Here is a 20,375-nt window from a genome sequence, read left to right as displayed (position 1 = left end):
GAAGGCTGGCCTACACGTGATTGGTTTTTGTCGTGCTTTAGCGCGTCAGAGGGTTTGCAAAGGCCGAATTGCTTTTTGACGGCCTGAAGGCCGACCTACACATGATTGGTTTTTGTCGTGCTTTAGCGCGTCAAAGGGGTTGCAAAGGCTGAATGCTTTGAAGGCCGACCTACATCTTAGTTCAGGTCCGGTAGGTCCAAGGAAAGCTCTTTTGACGGCCAGGAGGCGGGTCTACCGTTTGGCTCATAAGCAGATTTTTTATAAAAAATGGATTTTTTTCGATTTATACTTGCATGTGACGGCTTACGACGATAAGGTTATTAACAGACAGAGGGCAAGGGATTTGCCTAAAGCCTTCAGGATGAAGGCTCTGTCTCCTTCCAAGGTAGGCTATTGCTGCAAGGATGCAGCGGAAAATTCCTTTTCTAAAGTCCTTTCCTCATTCTGTAATACCTCTTTTTAAATTCTGTGTTATTCGTTCAAATTGGTTTAATTTTGTCTCAATAACTCATACGAAAAAATTTATGACCCCAGAAGTATTTATTAAACGCCAATGCAAAGCGCATATGGTGAAGCGTGAAGCGGTGATTCAATCTCTGTGGAGTGGCTACGGTGAGTTAGTGCGTTATTCATTAGTAGGAAGTGCTGAATTGGCAGCCGTTGTTGTGAAGCATTGTTCAGCGCCACTAGACGTTGCTCACCCTAGGGGATGGCAGTCGAATCATGCTCATTTACGCAAAGTACGTTCTTATGAAGTGGAACAAAATTGGTATCGACATTGGGCATCTCGTTGCCATGAATTGGCTCGGATTGCGCGGTGTTACGGTGATTTTTATGATGAGCATACTGGCCAGCGTTTAACTATATTAGAAGACCTTGATCTAGCGGGTTACTCAAGTCGATATAATACTCAAAATCGTGATCATTTACTTGCTTGTATTGATTGGTTGGCGGCATTTCATGCAGGTTTTATTCATTCAACACCTTCTGCAGATTGGCCCACAGGCCTCTGGCAAAAAGGGACGTATTGGCACCTTGATACACGTCAAGAAGAATGGTCTGCGATGAATGACGGCGATTTAAAATCGTCTGCTGCGGCTTTAGCGATTTGTCTTGATCAGGCTTGCTTTAAAACCATCGTTCATGGGGATGCAAAGGTGGCGAATTTTTGCTTTTCGCCGCTCGATACTCAGGTGGCTGCCGTGGATTTTCAATATGTTGGCGGCGGTGTAGGAGTGCAGGATTTAGCGTATCTTTTGGGGAGTGCTTTGTCTGAGTCTGAACTGGCTGACAATATAGATTACCTATTGGAGTATTATTTCTCAGAACTGGGACGAGTGTTAATGGCGCAAGGAGAGTCACAGTCTTTTGCACAAGATGTCATTGAAGAGTGGCAAGATTTATTCTCTATCGCTTGGGCGGATTTTCATCGTTTTATCATGGGCTGGTCACCGACACACCCTAAGAATACGCCCTTTAGTCAGCGCCTTACTGAACAAGCGCTGACACAGTTAGGAAGGCTTTCGTCACTAAGACGATCTTAATGCTCGATTCGTTTTCGCCGTGGCTTGAGCGTTCAAAGGATCTTCTGGCCAAGGATGCTTTGGGTATCTTCCCCGCATTTCTTTACGTACTTCTGGGTACGCCTCGCGCCAAAAGAAAGCCAAATCCTGTGTCACTGCAAGTGGTCTTTGCCCTGGTGAAAGCAGTTCGATACGGATGATTTGATTCAGTACGGTTGGGCTGCTTGTATAGCCAAACATTTCTTGCAGTTTGACTCTAAGGGTTGGCTGCTGCTCGCAGTAATCAATGGCATGGCTCGACCCTGACGGCACTATGATACGAGCGGGGACTTTTTGATTAAGCAATTGCTGTTGGTTCCAATCTAATCGACTTAACAAAATATCGTTTAATACCAACTTATTCATAGCTTGTTGATTCGTCACTTTGCCAAGATACGGACCGAGCCATTCCTCTACATTTTTGAGTAGAGCGTTATCAGAGCAATCTGGCCAGTGATGCTGTTTATCATAATTGAACGCGAATTGCAGGCGCGCTCGTAGTTGCTGACTGGTGTCGTTCCAAGGTAGAACAGAGAGACCTTCTTGACGAATATAGTGACAAGCGGCTTGGCTGATGTCTGCTTGTGAGGGCTGCGTTAGCGTTTGTTTGTCGAGACAAAGTTTGCCGATCCAGCGCTGTGACTCGCTTATTAATCGCGCGTCTTTTTTTGACCAAGCAAGATGCTTCTTCGTGATGAGTAAATCCGTAAAATCCTGAGTCAACATGGAAAGCGTAATGGGATGAGCGAGGAAAATACGATCCTCTTCTTGCCCATGATGCCCACCGATGTCCAGTGCGACAAGCCATTCACTTTGCGCACAAGGATCGAGTGGTGATAGGCTCGCCATTCGTCCATTAGACAACTTGTAGCGCGCTTTGTCGTGGTCTTGACCAACTCGTTGAGCAATACGATCAGCAAAGGCTCGAACTAATAAAAAGGCCATATTGTATGAATTACGGGTAGATGCAGGTAGCGGGCTGATCTGCTGACTGCGTTTTTGCCATTGTAGCTGAGCGTTTAAATAGTGCTGCTTTGGACGTTTGCTCTGTGCCTGATGATGACCGGTTAACCAACTGAGTCTATCCGACAAATCGCTGTGATGATTTGAAAGCGGATCGCCTTCCGACAGAATCGTGCAGATGGCACAGGCTAAATCGCCTTGATTGTTTTGCTTACCATCCAACAGCAATCGAGCCAATCTAGGTTCGATGCCAAGCTGACTCATTTGTTCACCGAGTTGGCTCAATACTAAAGACGGTTGTGATGTTTTATTTTGCTCTAGTGCTTGTAGGTTGGTCAGTAAATCGATCGCCTGTTGCCAATGACTGTTTGAAGGCGGCGTCACCCAAGCTAATTCTAAGCGATCTTGCACCCCCCATTTGGCTAAATCCATCACCAAGCTACTGAGGTCGCTGATTTCTATTTGCGGCTGGGCCTGCGGAGCAAGCTGATGTTGTTGTGCTTCGCTCCACCAACGGTAACAAACACCCGTTTCGGTACGTCCAGCTCGTCCCATGCGTTGAATGGTTTCCGCTTGTGTTGCGCGACGCGTATGTAATCGTGTGGTCGCTGTGTTGGCATCAAATCTCGCTTCTCGGCTTAAACCGCTGTCTATCACCACTCGAATCCCTTCAATGGTTAAGCTGGTTTGAGCTATGGCGGTAGCAAGTACAATCTTACGCAGGGGGGCTGTCGTAGGCTCAATGACCGCTTCTTGTTCTTTTAAACTGAGCTCGCCATATAAGGGCAAAATGCGTAAATGTGGCTCATGACCTAAACGCTGTTGTAATTGGCTAGCGGCCTGATGAATTTCTTTTTGACCAGGCAAGAATACCAATAGACTGCCTGTTTCTTCATGAAAAGCTTGGCAAGCGAGGCGAACCACTTCATCGGTGACTTGAAAGCTTTTAAGGGTTTTATTGCTGTAGTGGGTAGTGATTGGAAAGCTTCGTCCTTGGCTGGTCAGTGTTGGGCAACCAAGCCGTGCTTCAAGTGTCTCTGTGTCCAGTGTGGCGGACATCACCAAGAGCTTAAGCGGGTCTTCGTCGCGATACAGTTCTCTTGCTTGTAAACATAAGGCAAAGGCCAAATCCGAATGCAAATTGCGTTCGTGGAATTCGTCGAAAATAACCAAGGCAATGTCTTCCAAACTCGGGTCGTCATGCAGCATGCGGGTTAATACACCTTCGGTGACTACCAAGACTTGTGTCTGTGTGCTTTCTTTACTTTCGTGGCGGATACGATAGCCAATGCGCTGGCCAAGAGGTTCTTGTAAGGTGCCAGCAAGTCGTTTGGCCGCGGCTTTCGCCGCTAAACGCCTTGGTTCTAGCATGATAATTTTACGCCCTTTAAGCCAAGCCTCATCCATTAGAGCAATTGGCACCACCGTGGTTTTACCTGCACCGGGAGCGGCTTCTAGAATCGCTTCGTGATGATATTCGAGTTGGTGTTTTAATTGAGGAATCAGTTGGTAAATGGGCAGTTCGCTAGACATAATAGGACTCATTAATTCGCTGTGCCCATGATAGCGTTTTTAGATGATTAACGCAGTCTGACTTTAGGCCTGTCGATGGCGATATCGGTTTTACAAGTGGCAATACAGGGCAGGAAATAGCCATTTTGCTTTTCTTTTTCGTTTAACCCATAAGGATGTCGAGTGGCGTAATCTATTTCGCCGGACAGTAATGGCGTTAGACAAACACCGCACACTCCGTTGGTGCATGCCTGTTTGATCGGAACGCCTGCGGCAACCAAAGTGGCCAATACGGTTTCATTTTGGTTCGTAGCAATGCGTTTTGGGGGGGCTAAAAAAGCGAGTAGTATGTGTTTCTTCTGCAGCACAGGAAGCTTTCTCTTTTGTTCATTTAGTAATAACTTTACCATGATATGAAGAGAGACAGTATACGACAACTATGCTTGCCAATCCTTTGTTAAAAGGTCTCTAATAGTATGGTTATAACGGTTTTTTTAGTTTGATTAGCAAGGATAAATGGATCCCCAACAATGACAGAGCAAAATAAAAAGACCTTACTGGTAGTGGATGATGATCTCGATATTCGTCAGTTACTGTGCGACGCGCTATCACAAAAAGGTTATCGGGTATTAGAAGCAGAGAATGGCCGTCAGATGTGGCTTCATTTGGATGCGGAACCTGTGGACTTGGTGTTGATGGATTTATATCTTAGGGAAGAGGATGGTTTGAATCTTGCCCGTGATATTCGTGAGCGCTTTGTTATGCCAATTATGATGCTAACGGGAAAGGGTGATGAAACCGATCGCATTTTGGGGCTAGAGCTAGCGGCGGATGATTACATGATGAAGCCGTTTAATCTGCGAGAACTCACCGCGCGAATACATGCTTTATTGCGTCGTTCTTATCAAGTATCGCCTATATCTGGCAGTACCATCAATGAGGATCACGAGTGTTTAAGGTTTGGCCATTGGGCTTTGGATTTAACCGCACGTCTTTTACACGACCCAGACGGAAAATTGGTTACCTTAACGTTGGGAGAATTTTCGTTACTAGAAGTCTTGGCACGTCACCCGGATCGTATTTTTTCTCGTGAACAATTAATAGAGCAAAGTCGAGGATTAGACACGGAGGTGTTTGATCGAACGGTGGATGTATTGATTCTTCGTTTGCGCCGAAAAATAGAGAAGAACCCAAAAACGCCCGAATTTATTAAGACTCAACGTGGACTTGGATATTTTTTCCAAGGTCCTGTGCGGATTCAGTAAATGCGTTTTACCAGTATTCGTCAAAAAGCGTCTTTGTCTATTTTTGCCATCAGCGTGGTGGCGTTCTTTATGGTGGGTATTGGTTGGCAATCCATGCGCGTCAGCGAAGCGTCTTTATCCGAGTTTGAGTCGGAAACTTTACCGGAAATAAGTACGTCTTTAACGCTGGCAGAAGGCGTCGCCCAGTTGGCCGCTATTGCTCCTTATACCGCGGGCTCTGGGCGTCCTTTCCAATTACAGACCGAATCTGAACGCATTCATCGTCGCATTCTTGAATTGCGAGGTGTGGCAGACAGTTTGACGGATTCGGTTTTCCAGCGTGATATTGATGAACGACTGGATGACCTGCAAACGACCCTTGAAGAACTTGTCGCTTTGGTGCGCGAAGAGTTGTATTTGCGTGAAGACAGTTTGGCGCAACAGTTTCGCATTCGTCAATTGCCACTTCATGAAGAGAACTCTGCCCAAGTAAACAGTCAGCAGGGATTGGTGTGGTTACTGCAGCTATTGGAATCACCGAGCCTTGTCCCTGAAAGTATACTGAGCACCTTAAAACTATCGGAGCAAAATGAGCAAATAGCGAGTATTGCTGATGACCTTCTAATGGCGCATCGACGCTTAAACCAAATTCAAGAACGCAAAAATTATTTATTGATTTCGATTCGCGCGAAATCGGAACAGCTCAGTAAGCAGGTCAGTGATTTTGTTGGTGGGCTGCAAAAGAAAGTAAGTCGTCAGCGACAAGACGTGTCTTCGTTTGTAGACAGAGGACAGAATTGGATTATCGGCATTTCTGTATTTTTGTTACTGGGATTGACGCGTCTGTATTGGTATAGCCAACGTATGACCAAAGACTTAGGCGTGGTTACCAATGACATGGAGCAACTTTCCTTAGGTCGTGTTGATTCCAAACATACGGGAATACGGCGAAACGATGAAATAGGTACGTTAGCGGATACGTTCGAGGTGTTTCGTCGTGATGCGTTAAGACGACTAGAGGTGACAGCGGAGTTATCTGAGCAAAAACGTTTGCTTGAAACCATTTTTGATAATATGAACGATGGTTTAAGTGTTTTTTCTGCGAAAGGCACCTTGGTGGCTTGGAATTCAGGTTATCAGAAGTTATTTGATTTGTTGGACGATGATTTAAGTGTTGGTATGTCGATTGATGAAGTACAAACCTTGATCAATCGAGGTCAGCATAAAAATCTGAATTTGGAAAACCAACAAGTCCATATGGAAGAGGTAAACGTCTCTCGTCACTTACGTTTTCAAAGTTTTGAGCGTCATTTTGACTCTGGCAAGATCATTGAGTTTCGCTCTAAGCCTATGCCTGAGGGGGGATTTGTTACCCTATATACCGATTTAACCGAACGCAAGAGCGTGGAGAGTCAGTTACGCCAAGCGCAAAAAATGGAGATGTTGGGGCAGTTAACGGGGGGTGTGGCGCATGACTTCAATAATCTTCTTGCGGCGATCATGGGCAATTTGCAAATGTTATCTGACTCTCGTCCACAGACGTCAGATCAAGCACGATATATAGAGCGTGCGCTGGTTGTATCCGAAAAAAGCAGTAATCTTGTGCAGCGACTATTAGCTTTTAGCCGTCGTCAACAACTGTTTCCTGTGCCCATTGCCATTGATGATTTAATCGAAGGCATGTTGGATTTGGTGGAGTACAGCGTGGGGTCGCATATTGTCGTCGAAAGTGATTTGCAATGTCCTGGGGTGGTGAGTCTTATTGACCCTTCGCAGTTGGAAAATGCCTTGTTAAATCTGTCTTTAAACAGCGCCAGCGCCATGCCTGATGGTGGCTGTTTGGCGTTTTCTACCAAACTTTGCACCCTGCCTGACAGTGATGTGCCGGCCATTCGTATTCGTGTTGAAGATTCTGGAGAAGGGATTTCTGAAGATGTTATTGGGCGAATCTTCGAGCCTTTTTTTACCACTAAGCCTGTAGGTAAAGGGAGTGGTTTGGGACTCAGCATGATTTATGGTTTCGTGAAACAAAGTGGTGGTGAGATAAAGGTCACTTCAGAGAAAGGCAAATGGACGCGAGTTTGCCTCTTTTTACCTCAGCAATTATCCCCTATTGACCTAGTGTCGCCTGATACAGACCCTCAGCAAGAGGTCATTTTATTACCCGAGCACAGTCTTGTTTGGTTGGTAGAGGACGATGAAGAGGTGTGTCGTGTCATGCGTGAGCAATTGGAAAAAATGGGCTTTATGGTACAGAGTTTTGAATGCGCAGAAGCCGTAATGAATGGACTTAGTAAAGCCATGGTACCTGATGCGATTGTATCCGATGTGAATTTATCAGGCGCGATGAGCGGTGTGGAATTGGCGCATAATATTCGTCTACAGTCGCGTAATTTTACTGGGCCGATCTTACTGATGTCTGGTTTGCCAAAAGACGAATTAAAACAAAAATATCAATTAAAAGACGATGATTTATTTATTTCAAAACCTTTTACTATCAAGGAGTTAAGTAGAATATTTCAGATTAAATATTAGATTGTTACAAATATTACAAAAAAAGATTAAATAATGAAATTATCCATTAGTTTTTTATCTTCATAGTATTTTATTAGAAACAGAGTCGGGGCTGGATCTGTTTTAATGGCATTACTGCCAATAATAAAAACAAAAAACTGGAGTTATAAAACAATGAAATTCATTCCTTATAAAAAATTGGCTTGTCTTGTTGCTGCTGGCACTCTTTCTACAGTAGCGATGGCGGAAACCCCAATTATCGGTCTTATCACTAAAACCAATACCAACCCCTTCTTCGTAAAAATGAAAGAAGGTGCTCAACAAAAGGCAGATGAGTTGGGTGTTGAGTTACGTACCTTCGCTGGCCGTTATGACGGTGACAATGAAACGCAAGTTCAAGCAGTTGAAAACCTTATTGCCGCAGGTGCCAAAGGCATTCTTATCACCCCAAGTGATACTGCAGGTATCGTTCCGACTATTCAAAAAGCACGCGATGCCGGTTTATTGGTGATTGCGTTAGACACACCTCTAAGCCCTGCCAGTGCAGCAGACATGACTTTTGCGACAGATAACTTTAAAGCTGGCGAAATGATTGGTATGTGGGCAAAAGAAAAAATGGGTGATAAAGCCAAAGATGCGAAAATCGCCTTGCTTGATCTAAGCACTAGCCAAATTACGGTAGACGTTGCTCGCGACCAAGGTTTCTTAAAGGGCTTTGGTATCGATATTAAAGATCCAAATCGCATGGGCGATGAAACGGATTCTCGAATTGTAGGCAATGACGTTACACAAGGATCGGAAGAAGGTGGCCGTCGTGCGATGGAAAACCTACTGCAAAAAGATCCGGGTGTGAATTTGGTTTACACCATTAACGAACCTGCAGCAGCAGGCGCTTATGAAGCCTTGAAATCATTCGGTCTTGAAAAAGATGTTTTGATTGTATCGGTAGATGGCGGTTGTCCAGGTGTTCGTAATATTAAAGATGGCGTGATTGGCGCTACTTCAATGCAATTCCCTCTCCAAATGGCTTCTGAAGGCGTCACAGCGATCGTAGAGTTTGCGAAATCCGGCTCTCGTCCTTCCGCGTCTAATGGCCTTGATTTCTTCGACACGGGTGTTCAGCTGATCACCGACGAACCGGTAAAAGGTGTGCAGTCTGTGACGTCTCAAACAGGCTTGAGTATGTGCTGGGGCTAGTCAATCTTTTGTGATAGATGGGCGAGAAGGTGCCCTGATTTGCCGTTAGCCGAGCAGTTGGGCTAACGGCCCTTTTCTTGTCTGGAGTAATCTATGAGTTCTACTGACACTAAACCGTCTACGGCGGTGCTTGATCACGATAAAGTCGCGGATCAAGCAAGTACGTATGTTGCGCAATTTGAGCGTAACGAAACCCCAATACAGCGTTTTAAAAAGTTTCTTCACCATTACCCCATTGCGGCACCTTTGATCGTGCTGTTGTTGGCTGTTATTAGTTTTAGCGTCATTGTCGGCGATCGTTTCTTGCACCCATTTAACTTGTCTTTGATATTGCAGCAAGTGACGATTATCGGTGTGATTGGTGTGGCGCAGACCTTGATTATTTTAACCGCGGGCATTGATCTGTCCGTTGGCGCCATCATGGTACTGACCTCCGTTGTCATGGGACGGATGGCGGTGAATCATGGCATTGATCCAAGTTTGTCTATTTTGATCGGTATCGGTGTTGGGGCCTTGGCGGGTTTCATCAATGGTTTATTGATAACGCGCTTAAAAATCCCTCCTTTTATTGCGACCTTGGGTTCTTGGAACGTGTTTTTTGCGTTGAACCTTTGGTACTCAAAAAGTGAAACCATTCGTTCGCAGGATATCAGCAATATTGCGCCCTTGTTGCAATGGACGGGTCAAACTATTGATTTCTTTGGGGCGAGGCTGACTTACGGATCCCTGTTGATGTTGGGGATTTTCTTTCTTATTTGGTACGCCTTGAACTGGACTGCGTGGGGACGTCATGTTTATGCCACGGGGGATGATCCAGAGGCAGCCAAACTAGCGGGTATTCGTACGAATCGTATTTTGATGTCTGTCTACGTGTTGGCTGGTGTGGTGTGCGCTATCGGTGCGTGGGTCTTGATTGGTCGAATCGGTTCAGTGAGCCCACAAGCGGGTACCATGACCAATCTAGACAGTATTACTGCGGTGGTTATTGGTGGTTGTAGTTTATTTGGTGGTCGAGGCTCTATTTACGGTACCTTGATAGGCGCTTTGGTCGTCGGTGTATTTCGAAATGGTTTGGCGCTTGCTGGCGTGGATGTGTTGTGGCAAGAGTTTACCGTAGGCATATTGATTATTTCGGCGGTGGCCATTGATCAGTGGATTCGTAGAGGAACAGCATAATGACAGCGCATTACGATAAAACCCCTGTGTTGCAAACCAAGAACTTGGTCAAACGCTATGGTAGCGTAACGGCGATTGATCATGCTGACTTTGAGTTATATCCCGGTGAGATCTTAGCCGTCATCGGAGACAACGGGGCAGGTAAATCGTCTCTTATTAAAGCGCTATCTGGTGCGCTGATTCCAGACGAAGGCGAGATTTTATTGGATGGTAAGCCGGTCCACTTTGCTTCACCAATGGAGGCTCGTGCGTTAGGCATTGAAACCGTGTATCAAAACTTAGCGGTATCTCCCGCATTAAACATTGCCGATAACTTGTATCTGGGTCGAGAATTGCGTAAGCCTGGTATTTTGGGCTCTGTGTTTCGTATGCTTGATAAAAAAGAAATGGAACGTCGTGCTCAAGCTAAAATGACAGAGTTAGGTTTGATGACAATACAAAACATCAGTCAAGCGGTTGAATCCCTGTCTGGTGGACAACGTCAAGGTGTCGCGGTGGCACGTTCCGCCTTATTTGGCAGCAAAGTGGTGATCATGGATGAGCCAACGGCAGCACTTGGTGTGAAAGAGTCGCGTCGTGTATTGAACTTAATCAAAGAAGTGCGCGATCGCGGATTGCCGATTATTTTGATCAGTCACAATATGCCGCACGTATTCGAAGTGGCGGATCGTATTCATATTCATCGTTTGGGTAAGCGAGCCGCGATAGTGACGCCTCAATCCCATAGCATGTCGGATGCGGTTGCCATCATGACGGGTGCGATGGATGTGAAAACGTCAAACGAAGCCGCATAAGAAAAAAGGCAGCCGTTATTTTGTTTCTTCCCTGTGATGAGGCAAAATAGCGGCTTTTTATGCTTTATTTGATGTACTGGGTTACGGGTATGTCATCATGGGCATGTCTTAATCTTGGGGAAGTAAAATGAGTCTAGTAAAAGCAAGCACATCGTGTCTTAAAACACGACCGTTTTGGCAGACGCATCGTTTTATATCAAGCGTAACGGCTGTTCTTATCATCTTTGCTTTATTTTCGCCCTTGTCTTCCCGTTCTTCTGAACCTCAGCCGCTTAAATCCATTGGTATCAGCGTGGCGGATCTAGGTAACCCTTATTTTGTTCAGTTGGTGGATACTGCGACGCTGAAAGCCGAGGAGTTGGCGGGGGAACCTGTCAAAATGCTCATCCGTTCAGATGCTTATGATTGGCAAAGACAAATCGGCCAGATTAATGATTTTATCGAACAAAAAGTCGATTTGATTTTATTGACAGCAGCGGACGAATACAAAGTGGCTGCGGTTGTGGCAAAGGCTCAGCGAGCAGGCATTAAAGTGATCGCCGTGGATGTTAATGCCCAAGGAGCTGATGCGACCATTACCACAGACAATGTTCAGGCTGGGGTTATTGCTTGCGAAAAGCTGGCTGAAAAAATCGGTTATCAGGGTAATTTTGTCATCATCAATGGTGTGTTGGTTTCTTCTGTCATTGAAAGGGTGGCTGGCTGCAAATCGGCTTTGAACAAATACCCTAATATTACGCTGCTCAGTGATCGAATGAATGGTACGGGCAGTGTGGAAGGTGGGATGGAAGCCATGACTTATCTAATGGAAGAGTATCCGCACATTGATGCGGTTTTTACCATCAATGATCCGACCGCATTTGGTGCCTTGCGTGCGGCTCAGCAGGCAAATCGCAGTGAGTTCTTGTTAGCCTCTATCGATGGCGCCCCATTTGCTGTGGATATTATTAGACAAGCAGATAATCCGTGGATTGCAACCGCTGTCCAGCGCCCTATACCCATGGCGGAAAAAGCCATTGAAATTGGTATGGATTTGTTAAAAGGCAAGGAGGTTACTCAGCGCTTTATTTTGATCCCTTCGGTGTTAGTCGAAAAAAACGCATCTAACCTTTAAATTGGCATCGAAACTTGGTCTTTTTGCACAAGAGGGTTAAGCTATCGGCCTTCGTGAAAGAGGCCATTAATGGACACATCAACGCTATTCTCGCAAATCTTTAATACGGTTTTTCCTTTGGCCAGTATCGTGCTGGTGGCATTTTTTTATGCGCGTGTTCGGCCCACCGATATGACGGTGGCGAATCGCCTTAATATTAGTGTTTTTTGTCCTGCCTTGATCTTTTCCGTGATGGCGTCGAAAGAGTTTCATATTGCTCAATATGTCGATTTGATTCTTGCGGCGACGGCGGTCGTGTTAGGGTCAGGATTACTTGTTTGGCCTCTGTGTCGATGGTTAAAAATTTCACCTAAAACCTTAGTGCCTCCGATGATGTTTAATAACAGCGGCAATTTGGGTATTCCCCTGATTGTTTTAGCCTTTGGCGAGTCGGCTTTACCGATTGCTGTGGTGTTATTTCTCACGGAAAACGTACTGCATTTTACGGTCGGTATGTATTTGCTTAATCCCAAATCCAACCTTCTCAATGTATTGAAAATGCCAATGATCATCGCGACGATATTGGGTTTGATTTGGAGTCTACAAGGATGGACCGTCATACCTGCTATTAAAGTTTCTGTGGATATGATGGGGCAAATAGCCATTCCCTTAATGCTGTTTGCTCTTGGTGTTCGAATGACGAATGTGGATTTCAGCGAGTGGAAATTAGGGGTGCTCAGTGGTTTTCTATGTCCATTGAGCGGTCTGATTATCGCCGTTCTTTGGTATTATCTTGTTGGTATGTCGGCGGAAAACTTTGCTTACTTACTGATATTTGCTTGTTTACCACCGGCCATTTTGAATTATATGGTTGCTGAACTTTATCAACAAGAACCTCATAAAGTGGCGTCGATTGTGTTGATTAGTAATCTAATGAGTGTGGGGATTGTCCCTTGCGTATTGTTTTATGTTTTATAGTCCCCTGTTAGGAGAGGAAGCATGATGGTACAAATTGGCTTAATTGCTTTGTTAGTGGTGGCTTATGTCATTGTTTCTCGGATTTTAAAGTCCAGCGTCACCTTGCTGGGCCAGAAAAAATACGCCAATGAAGTTCGCATCACTTATGTGTCGAAAATGTTAAATCTTGGCTTTACCGCGATTTTTGTGTTGCTGGTTTGTTTGGTGCTTGGCATTGGTTATGGCCAACTGGCGATCTTTTTTTCGTCTGTGTTTGCTGTGGTCGGTGTTGCCTTGTTTGCTCAGTGGTCTATTTTAAGCAATATTACCGCTAGCTTGATTATTTTCTTTGGCTTTCCCTACCGAGTGGGGGATTGGGTGAAAGTCGTTGACAAAGACGATGAAATTTTGGGGCAAATCACAGAAATATCGTCCTTTCATGTGATTATTCATCGTTTGTCTGGTGACGTAGTGACTTACCCAAATAGTTTGATTTTGCAAAAAGCGGTCGTGCGCTTTGAAAACAGAGAATCTGCTTTGGCAATGAGCCAATTTGTTGCACACGATGCCTTGCCAAACAAAGGGGAAGAGCAAGGTTCAGCGCCATAGATTTGAGCGAAAAATAATCAATTTTTCTAGATTACCGATATTTGTGTCATACTAGGAGGCTTTCATCTTTAAGAAAGGAAGTCTCTTGTGAAATCCGATCCTGAGTCTTTGTTAAAAAATAACGATAAACTGATTCATTCCGAAGCACTGAAAGTGAAATCTCACGCGCAACGGCCCCAAGAAGACTGGGTGCTTCACACCCTAATGATCGAAGGCTACGATGTGCCTTTTCGCTTTAAGCGCCAAGGCAAATATCGTACCTTGCGTGGTGCTCGCGTTAACCTAACCTATTACCCAACTCAAGAAATGGTGGCGGGAATTCCAGTGGAAATCATGAAGGTGGTAAGAGTAAAACGTACTTAACACGTGTGTTTTGTGCTCTTTATTCGCTTCTGCTTTTATTCCGGCTGATATGAACTTAATATGGCGACGCCTGTCTTTGATTCAGGTATTTATTGTCAAGACTTTTGCATATTAGGTGTAGAAACGCATGGAAACGAGTCGTTCTGGAAGTTGGTTTTCTGTGATGAAGCGTGTTGAACGCAGCGCATGGTTCCAAGGTTTTATTATCAGCATCATAGTGGTGGCGGCCTTAACAGTGGGCGCAAAAACTTATTCTTTGCCTTATGGCATTGATACCGCCATCAATTATTTAGATAACTTCATTACTGTGTTCTTTTTGGTTGAGCTTTCCTTGCGCTTTATCGCTTGTGACGATAAGCGTCGCTTTTTCAAAGATCCTTGGAACGTATTTGATACCGTGATTGTGTTGGGCAGTCTGGTGCCTATTTCCGATACAGAAATGATTCTTGTCGCACGTTTGTTACGCGTGTTTCGAGTATTGCGCTTAGTATCGATCATTCCAGATCTGCGCTTTTTGATTAACGCCTTGCTCAAAGCTATTCCCAAAATGGGCTACATTGCTCTGTTGATGTTTATCATCTTTTACATTTTTGCGGCGGTGGGGTCGATCTTTTTTCACCATGTGAATGAAACGCTTTGGGGTGACATTGCTATTTCCATGCTGACATTGTTTCGTGTTGCAACGTTCGAAGATTGGACGGACGTTATGTACGAGACGATGGCGGTTTATCCATTTAGCTGGATTTTTTACATTATCTTTATTTTCTTAACCGCATTTGTGTTTTTAAACATGATGGTGGGTGTGGTGCTGGACGTGATGACACGGGAAACCGCGGAAGAAGAGCATGAGAATCAAGAGAGTAACCATCACGCTTTGGTAACGCAAATTTCTGAGTTACAAGCTCAGGTTGCGCGCCTTGCCGATAAGATAGACGCACAACAAGAGAAAAAAGATTAGCTAAGTTTCTACTGTTCTAAACGGGCTGCTGGCTGATTTTCTTTAGCCAGCGGCCACCAAATGTGTTCAGTATCAACCCCAGCAGTACAATGAAAATACCTACCCATTGCATACTACTGACCGTTTCAGATAGAAATATTTCCGCTGAGGTTAATCCAACCACAGGCACGCCCAACGTGAGCGGCGCGACCGTTGCAGCTGGATAGCGAGACAGCAAATAGCTCCATAAACCGTAGCCAGCTAAGGTCGCAAAGAGTGATAGGTAAGCTAATGTGGCGAGGGTTTTTAGGTTCAAATTGACGATATTGCTCCACATGACGTCTCCGCCATCAATAAAATAAGCACACAAAAAGAAGGGCACAGGTGGCACCAAGCTTGACCAAACGATCAGATTTAGGTTGGCATCGTAGCCTTTTTTACTGATGATCTTAGTGAAAATATTCCCCAACGCCCAGCTTGAGCCAGCGGCTAACGTTAACCCAAACCCTAATGCTGTCATGGTGGTGTCTTCATTGTCTAATCCAATCACGGCCAAACCACCAATGGCAATGCCGATAGCGAGTACTTGGTAAGGTCGCACGGTTTCTTTCAACAATAAAATGGCGAATAACAGGGTAAAGATCGCTTGAGATTGCAACACCAAAGACGCAAGCCCCGCCGGCATGCCAAACGACATGGCACTGAATAAGAAAGCAAACTGACCGAAGTTCAATGATAAAGCGTAACCAATACACCACAACAGCGGCGTATTCGGCCGAGAGAAAAAGAAACACCCAATGAGGCCGATAACAAGGAAACGCAACCCGCCCAACATCATGGGGGTTAATTCATCCAAGCCCCAACGCATGACAATAAAGTTAAAGCCCCATGCAACGATGATAATCAGCGCCAAAAACATATCTTTGCGAATCATGGTGAGTCCTTAACCGTACAGTAATGAGGCGAAAATAGGCTAACCACTTTACGTGTTTTAGCGGCCTTTGCCCATGGACAGATAGCAAAAGAATCAAGGACACAGATCGCGAAACGCTATTGAAGAAAACGCACACAGTATTCGTTTTCCATTTAGTGTATTAATAGAAAAGATAAGTCATTCTTTTGCACGCTAATATAAATTATTCTAGGGTAGAAAGTTTTTTAACAACAATAAAGAAGACACATTGAGTCTCAGTATTATGCGAATTTTAGTTGTGGAAGACGACCGTATTTTAGGTGAAGCCATCAGCCAAAGAATCAGTCGTATGGGGCACGGCCTCGATCTTGCTCAAACCGGATCACAAGCCAATCAAATGTTGTCGTTGCAAGAGTACGATCTCATGTTATTGGACCTGAACTTGCCTGATATGACGGGCGATCAAATTCTACAGACCTTACGTAAAAAACAATCGAATACCCCCGTAATTGTTTTAACTGCACGAAATGAAATAAAAGATCGCATAGCGTTATTGGATTTGGGGGCAGACGACTATATGACCAAACCAGTGGACTTTGGCGAGTTAGAAGCACGATGCCGAGCCTTGTTACGTCGTAGTCAAGGCCAAGCACAAAATACCATAGAATATGGCAATGTTTGCTTGGATCTTCAAGCTTGCTCGGTGACCGTTGATGGTCGTATTGTCGATCTAAAACAGCGAGAGTTTCGTTTGTTAGAAGTCTTTATCAGTCATACAGGGCGGGTCTTGAGTAAAGAGGCGTTGATTGAGCATATCTATAATTTTAATGAGCACCCAAACGCCAGTGTGATTGAGATCTATGTTGCACGCCTACGAAAATCTCTACAAGACAGCGATATTAATATTCGAACTATTCGTGGTTTAGGGTATTTGCTGGAAAAGCATCATGGCTAAAGCGACGACGTCTATTCGTCGGCAATTGATTCTGATGGTTGCGACGGTATTGATTGTCATCAACGCGGTGGCGCTTTGGAGTGCACATCTCTACGCGAATCGTGCTGCAAAAGAATCGTACGATCGGCTTTTGTATGGCTCTGCTTTGCAGATGGCTGAAAACATCACTATGTTGGACTCGCAAGTGTTTATTGATTTGCCTGTTTCGGCGTTTGAAACTTTGGCGTTATCAACGTCTGATCGGGCATTTTATGCCATGATGAATGGGCAATATCAGGTACTGACCGGTTATAAAGACCTTCCTGATATTCCCTTTACCCAGTTGCTACAGCAGTCCAACGAAAAAGAAAAATTCATTCCTATTTATTATGAAGCTATCTATCGAGGTGAAAGAGTTCGTTTTGTTGCCTTGGGAAAACGTTTGTTAGAAGCGGATAGTGTCAATGATGTCTTTATTATTGTTGGGCAGACATTGGACGCACGACGTGCTGCCGCGACGGAAATCAGTCAAATGGCATTGCAGTTTGTGACCTTGTTTTTCTTCATCACTTTGTTCTTATTGCTCTTTGTGATCTGGCGTGTGTTACAGCCATTACAAGTGATTAAACAAGCCATTACAGAACGTTCACCTCAAGAATTATCCCCCTTAGAAGCCAATGTACCCAGTGAAATCGCGCCATTATTAAAGAGCATTAACTACTTTATGGCGCAATTGGATAATACCCTAAGCCGTTTAAAACGCTTCACGGCAGAAGCCGCTCATCAGATACGAACACCCTTGGCTGGTCTGAATTCACAGGCGCAAAATGCCATAGATGAAACCGATGACGTGTTACGTCAAAAGCAATTACAGCATATTTTAGAAAGCAGTAATCTATTAACCAACACGGTCAATCAACTGCTGAATCGCGCGACACTAACGCATCGTTATCAAAGCCATCCTTTTAGTCCGGTGTTGTTAGATCATGTAATCAAAGACACCTGCCGCGAGCTGGTGGTGTGGGCTTTAGAGCGACAAGTTGAAATTGCCTATGTGGGGGATATTCAAGTTACGATTAACGGTGATGAGTTTGCCCTTAAGCAAATGCTGCAAAATATCATCGAGAATGCCATTAAATACAGCCCGAAGGGCGGGATGGTTGAAGTGGCGTTAATGCTGAGGAAGGAATTGCCCGATACGCCCATCGTATTGCAAATTCGTGATCAAGGTGTTGGCGTGCCAGATCAGGACAAAGAACATATATTTGAGTACTTCTATCGCAGTCCAGATAACTTTACCTCTGGTTCTGGTATTGGTCTATCGATTGCAAAAGAGGTAGCTGAACATCATGATGCTAGATTTCATTTAAAAGACAACCAACCAACAGGATTGATTGTAGAAGTGATTTTTCCGCAACGAAAAGGACTTTCTTATGAGCACTAAGGTCGTATTGGGGCTTGTTTTGTGGTTGGTGAGCCGCATGGTGTTGGCGCTTGATACACCTCAAAGTACGCAATCCATTTTTCCCAGTGTGAATTCCCATACCAAATCGCAAGGGGCTGTCTTGTCTGTGTATGGCGCGATAAATCATCAGGCTATCGCCCCTTTATTTAAGGCTTATCAAGACAGATACCCAGAGGTCACCATCCACTACACAGAAGCCAATACACGCTATCTTTACGAGCAGTTTCTTTCTCGGCCAAATTCACGTCCTGATGTCATGCTGAGTCCTGCGATGGATCTGCAGTTTAAATTGGCCAATGATGGCTATGCATTGGCTTATGATTCCCCTGAGCTGAGCAATGTCCCCAAGGATTCACATTGGAGAAATGAGCTGTTTGGTTTTACTTACGAGCCTATCGTGACGGCGATCAATACGGATATTTTAGCGGGAGAAGCCTTGCCTCAGAGTCGTGAGCAGTTATTGAATTTGATCCGCAGTAAGAATCATTTGTTAGACGATAAAATAGGACTATTTGATATTCAACAATCGGGCTTGGGCTATTTAGCTTGGGCTTATGATGGACAGCAGTCTCGTAGTTATGGACGGCTACTGGAAGCCTTTGGCACTCATCAGGCTCGACTTTATACGGATACGTCAGCGATGCTGACGGCTTTATTAAAAGGGCAGATTTTTATTGCTTATAATCTTGTCGGTGCTTATGCCTATCAATGGAGTCAGCAATACCCGTGGATTAAAACCATCATGCCAACGGACTATACATCGATTATTATGCGTACCGCCTTTATTCCCCGTGACGCACGACAGCCAACATTGGCAAAGCGTTTTATTGATCTTTTACTGTCTCCAGAGGGACAGCATATATTGGCGAATCAATCCGCTATCACACCAATCAGTACCAAGGCGATAGGCCCTTATAGTCGAGAGGAACTCAGTAAGTTGCCGCACGGTATTTTCCGACCGATTCCACTTGGGCTTGAACTGCTTATTCAAACGGATGATGCTAAAAAACAGCTGATTTACCAAGAATGGGACAATGCCATGCAGCCTGTTCCGCATAATGCTTCATCCGTGTCATTGCCATAACTTTTATCGGTTATTCACCCACCATGAAAGGTTCATGAAAGGTTTCCTCGCTAGAGTGCTCTATGTACTTTGAAAAATAGTCCCAAAACAAAAATAAATTGGAGAATACTATGTTTAAAAAACTGCTTATAGCGAGCGCTTTCTGTGCGACTTTAGTAAACAGTCCTGTGCAAGCGGCAGAGCGAGTATCCATTGGTACTGGCGGAACCGGTGGCCTGTTTTATGTGATTGGCGCAGGCATTTCTGAGACTCTTAACAAACACATGGACAACACGACAGCAAGGGCTGAAGTGACAGGGGCGTCTGTAGAGAACAATCATCGTGTTGCCGCGGGCCAGATGACAATGGGGCTTTCCTCTTCCTCAACACTGTTTGAAGCTAAAAATGGCGAAGGCCCATTTAAAGTGAGTGGACCCTTGGATGTGGCTGGTATTGCTTATTTGTATCCGGCGGTACTGCAAGTTGCGACCATCTCTGGAACCGGAGTGGATTCATTTGAAGCGTTAAAAGGCAAACGTGTCAGTATGGGGCCTCCAGGCAGTAATGCAGCGGTATTAGCGACACGATTGTTGCAAGAGTACGGTGTGTTTGAAGACGTTACGCCACGATTCCTTTCTTACACTGAGGGGGTAAAAGCATTAGTGAACGGCCAAGTCGATGCCGCGGTAGTGTTAGCGGGTGCGCCGACCTCATCTTTGATTGATCTTGATTCTCAAACGGACATGACCTTGTTATCCGTCGAGGTTAATAAATTGGATAGTTTGATCCAGAAATACCCTTTCTACCAAGCTTACTCTTTACCAGCTGGAACCTACCCAGATCAGACTGCACAAGTGATGATGATTAATGACCCTGCTATTTTGTTTACGAGTGGCAAAGAAGATCAGAGCAAGGTGTACAACATCACTCAAACGATTTTTTCGCATCTCGAAGAACTAGGGCAGATTCATCCTCAAGCGAAATCGATTTCATTAGAAACGGCTAAACACACGCCTATTGCTTTGCATCCAGGTGCGAAAAAATATTATGACGAAGTAAGCGGCAACTAGGAGAGTCAT

General features: G+C 44.8%; 18 protein-coding genes. 15 read left to right on the top strand and 3 right to left on the bottom strand.

Annotated elements, in window-relative coordinates:
- Positions 1-524 precede the first annotated feature (524 nt).
- Positions 525-1,544: a phosphotransferase gene (locus DKT73_RS18705; protein WP_111640038.1), complete on the top strand. Its 1,020-nt coding sequence runs from the start codon at positions 525-527 to the stop codon at positions 1,542-1,544.
- On the opposite strand, the gene hrpB is transcribed toward DKT73_RS18705, so the two are convergent.
- The gene (gene hrpB, locus DKT73_RS18700) at positions 1,530-4,058 is read right to left on the bottom strand and encodes an ATP-dependent helicase HrpB (protein ID WP_111640037.1); all 2,529 of its coding nucleotides are present in this window, start codon (positions 4,056-4,058) and stop codon (positions 1,530-1,532) included. The two genes, DKT73_RS18705 and hrpB, sit on opposite strands and share 15 nt — an antisense overlap.
- A gap of 47 nt (positions 4,059-4,105) precedes the next feature.
- Positions 4,106-4,405, bottom strand: coding sequence for a 2Fe-2S iron-sulfur cluster-binding protein (locus DKT73_RS18695; RefSeq protein ID WP_232827930.1), 300 nt, complete (start codon positions 4,403-4,405; stop codon positions 4,106-4,108).
- Between the two features lie 162 nt (positions 4,406-4,567).
- Between DKT73_RS18695 and DKT73_RS18690 the strand changes: the two genes are divergently transcribed.
- The 10 genes from DKT73_RS18690 to DKT73_RS18645 all read left to right on the top strand — a co-directional run bounded on the left by DKT73_RS18690 (position 4,568) and on the right by DKT73_RS18645 (position 14,942).
- Complete coding sequence (locus tag DKT73_RS18690; protein ID WP_111640035.1) at positions 4,568-5,302, top strand: response regulator; 735 nt, start codon at positions 4,568-4,570, stop codon at positions 5,300-5,302.
- Positions 5,303-7,816, top strand: coding sequence for a PAS-domain containing protein (locus DKT73_RS18685; protein ID WP_111640034.1), 2,514 nt, complete (start codon positions 5,303-5,305; stop codon positions 7,814-7,816).
- Positions 7,817-7,969: 153 nt separating this feature from the next.
- Entirely contained in the window at positions 7,970-8,992 is a 1,023-nt protein-coding gene (locus DKT73_RS18680; RefSeq protein WP_111640033.1) for a sugar ABC transporter substrate-binding protein, read from the top strand.
- 93 nt (positions 8,993-9,085) lie between these two features.
- Positions 9,086-10,168 (top strand): ABC transporter permease, encoded by a 1,083-nt coding sequence (locus tag DKT73_RS18675; RefSeq protein WP_111640032.1) that lies wholly within the window; start codon positions 9,086-9,088, stop codon positions 10,166-10,168.
- The gene (locus DKT73_RS18670; RefSeq protein WP_111640031.1) at positions 10,168-10,962 is read left to right on the top strand and encodes an ATP-binding cassette domain-containing protein; all 795 of its coding nucleotides are present in this window, start codon (positions 10,168-10,170) and stop codon (positions 10,960-10,962) included. The genes DKT73_RS18675 and DKT73_RS18670 overlap by 1 nt, the downstream gene beginning before the upstream one ends.
- Positions 10,963-11,089: 127 nt before the next feature.
- Entirely contained in the window at positions 11,090-12,076 is a 987-nt protein-coding gene (locus DKT73_RS18665) for a substrate-binding domain-containing protein (RefSeq protein ID WP_111640030.1), read from the top strand.
- A gap of 69 nt (positions 12,077-12,145) precedes the next feature.
- Positions 12,146-13,033, top strand: coding sequence for an AEC family transporter (locus tag DKT73_RS18660; protein ID WP_111640029.1), 888 nt, complete (start codon positions 12,146-12,148; stop codon positions 13,031-13,033).
- A 21-nt stretch (positions 13,034-13,054) separates the two neighbouring features.
- Positions 13,055-13,621 (top strand): mechanosensitive ion channel family protein, encoded by a 567-nt coding sequence (locus DKT73_RS18655; protein ID WP_111640028.1) that lies wholly within the window; start codon positions 13,055-13,057, stop codon positions 13,619-13,621.
- An 87-nt stretch (positions 13,622-13,708) separates the two neighbouring features.
- Positions 13,709-13,984 carry a hypothetical protein gene (locus DKT73_RS18650; RefSeq protein ID WP_111608926.1) on the top strand — a complete coding sequence of 92 codons (276 nt, stop codon included), beginning with the start codon at positions 13,709-13,711 and terminating at the stop codon, positions 13,982-13,984.
- Between the two features lie 127 nt (positions 13,985-14,111).
- Positions 14,112-14,942 (top strand): ion transporter, encoded by an 831-nt coding sequence (locus DKT73_RS18645; RefSeq protein WP_111640027.1) that lies wholly within the window; start codon positions 14,112-14,114, stop codon positions 14,940-14,942.
- 16 nt (positions 14,943-14,958) lie between these two features.
- Here DKT73_RS18645 and DKT73_RS18640 read toward each other — a convergent pair whose 3' ends face one another.
- Complete coding sequence (locus tag DKT73_RS18640) at positions 14,959-15,855, bottom strand: EamA family transporter (RefSeq protein ID WP_111640026.1); 897 nt, start codon at positions 15,853-15,855, stop codon at positions 14,959-14,961.
- A 262-nt stretch (positions 15,856-16,117) separates the two neighbouring features.
- On the opposite strand from DKT73_RS18640, the gene DKT73_RS18635 reads away from it, so the two are divergent.
- From DKT73_RS18635 to DKT73_RS18620, 4 genes are all read left to right on the top strand, one after another.
- The gene (locus DKT73_RS18635; protein WP_111640025.1) at positions 16,118-16,789 is read left to right on the top strand and encodes a response regulator transcription factor; all 672 of its coding nucleotides are present in this window, start codon (positions 16,118-16,120) and stop codon (positions 16,787-16,789) included.
- Complete coding sequence (locus DKT73_RS18630; protein WP_111640024.1) at positions 16,782-18,212, top strand: sensor histidine kinase; 1,431 nt, start codon at positions 16,782-16,784, stop codon at positions 18,210-18,212. Before DKT73_RS18635 ends, DKT73_RS18630 begins: the two co-directional genes overlap by 8 nt.
- Complete coding sequence (locus DKT73_RS18625; RefSeq protein ID WP_111640023.1) at positions 18,202-19,317, top strand: ABC transporter substrate-binding protein; 1,116 nt, start codon at positions 18,202-18,204, stop codon at positions 19,315-19,317. Before DKT73_RS18630 ends, DKT73_RS18625 begins: the two co-directional genes overlap by 11 nt.
- Positions 19,318-19,427: 110 nt before the next feature.
- The gene (locus tag DKT73_RS18620; RefSeq protein ID WP_111640022.1) at positions 19,428-20,366 is read left to right on the top strand and encodes a TAXI family TRAP transporter solute-binding subunit; all 939 of its coding nucleotides are present in this window, start codon (positions 19,428-19,430) and stop codon (positions 20,364-20,366) included.
- Positions 20,367-20,375: the final 9 nt, after the last annotated feature.

The sequence above is a fragment of the Marinomonas shanghaiensis genome (assembly GCF_003259175.1).
Lineage (GTDB): Bacteria > Pseudomonadota > Gammaproteobacteria > Pseudomonadales > Marinomonadaceae > Marinomonas > Marinomonas shanghaiensis.
This window is presented reverse-complemented; position numbering and strand designations above follow the sequence as displayed.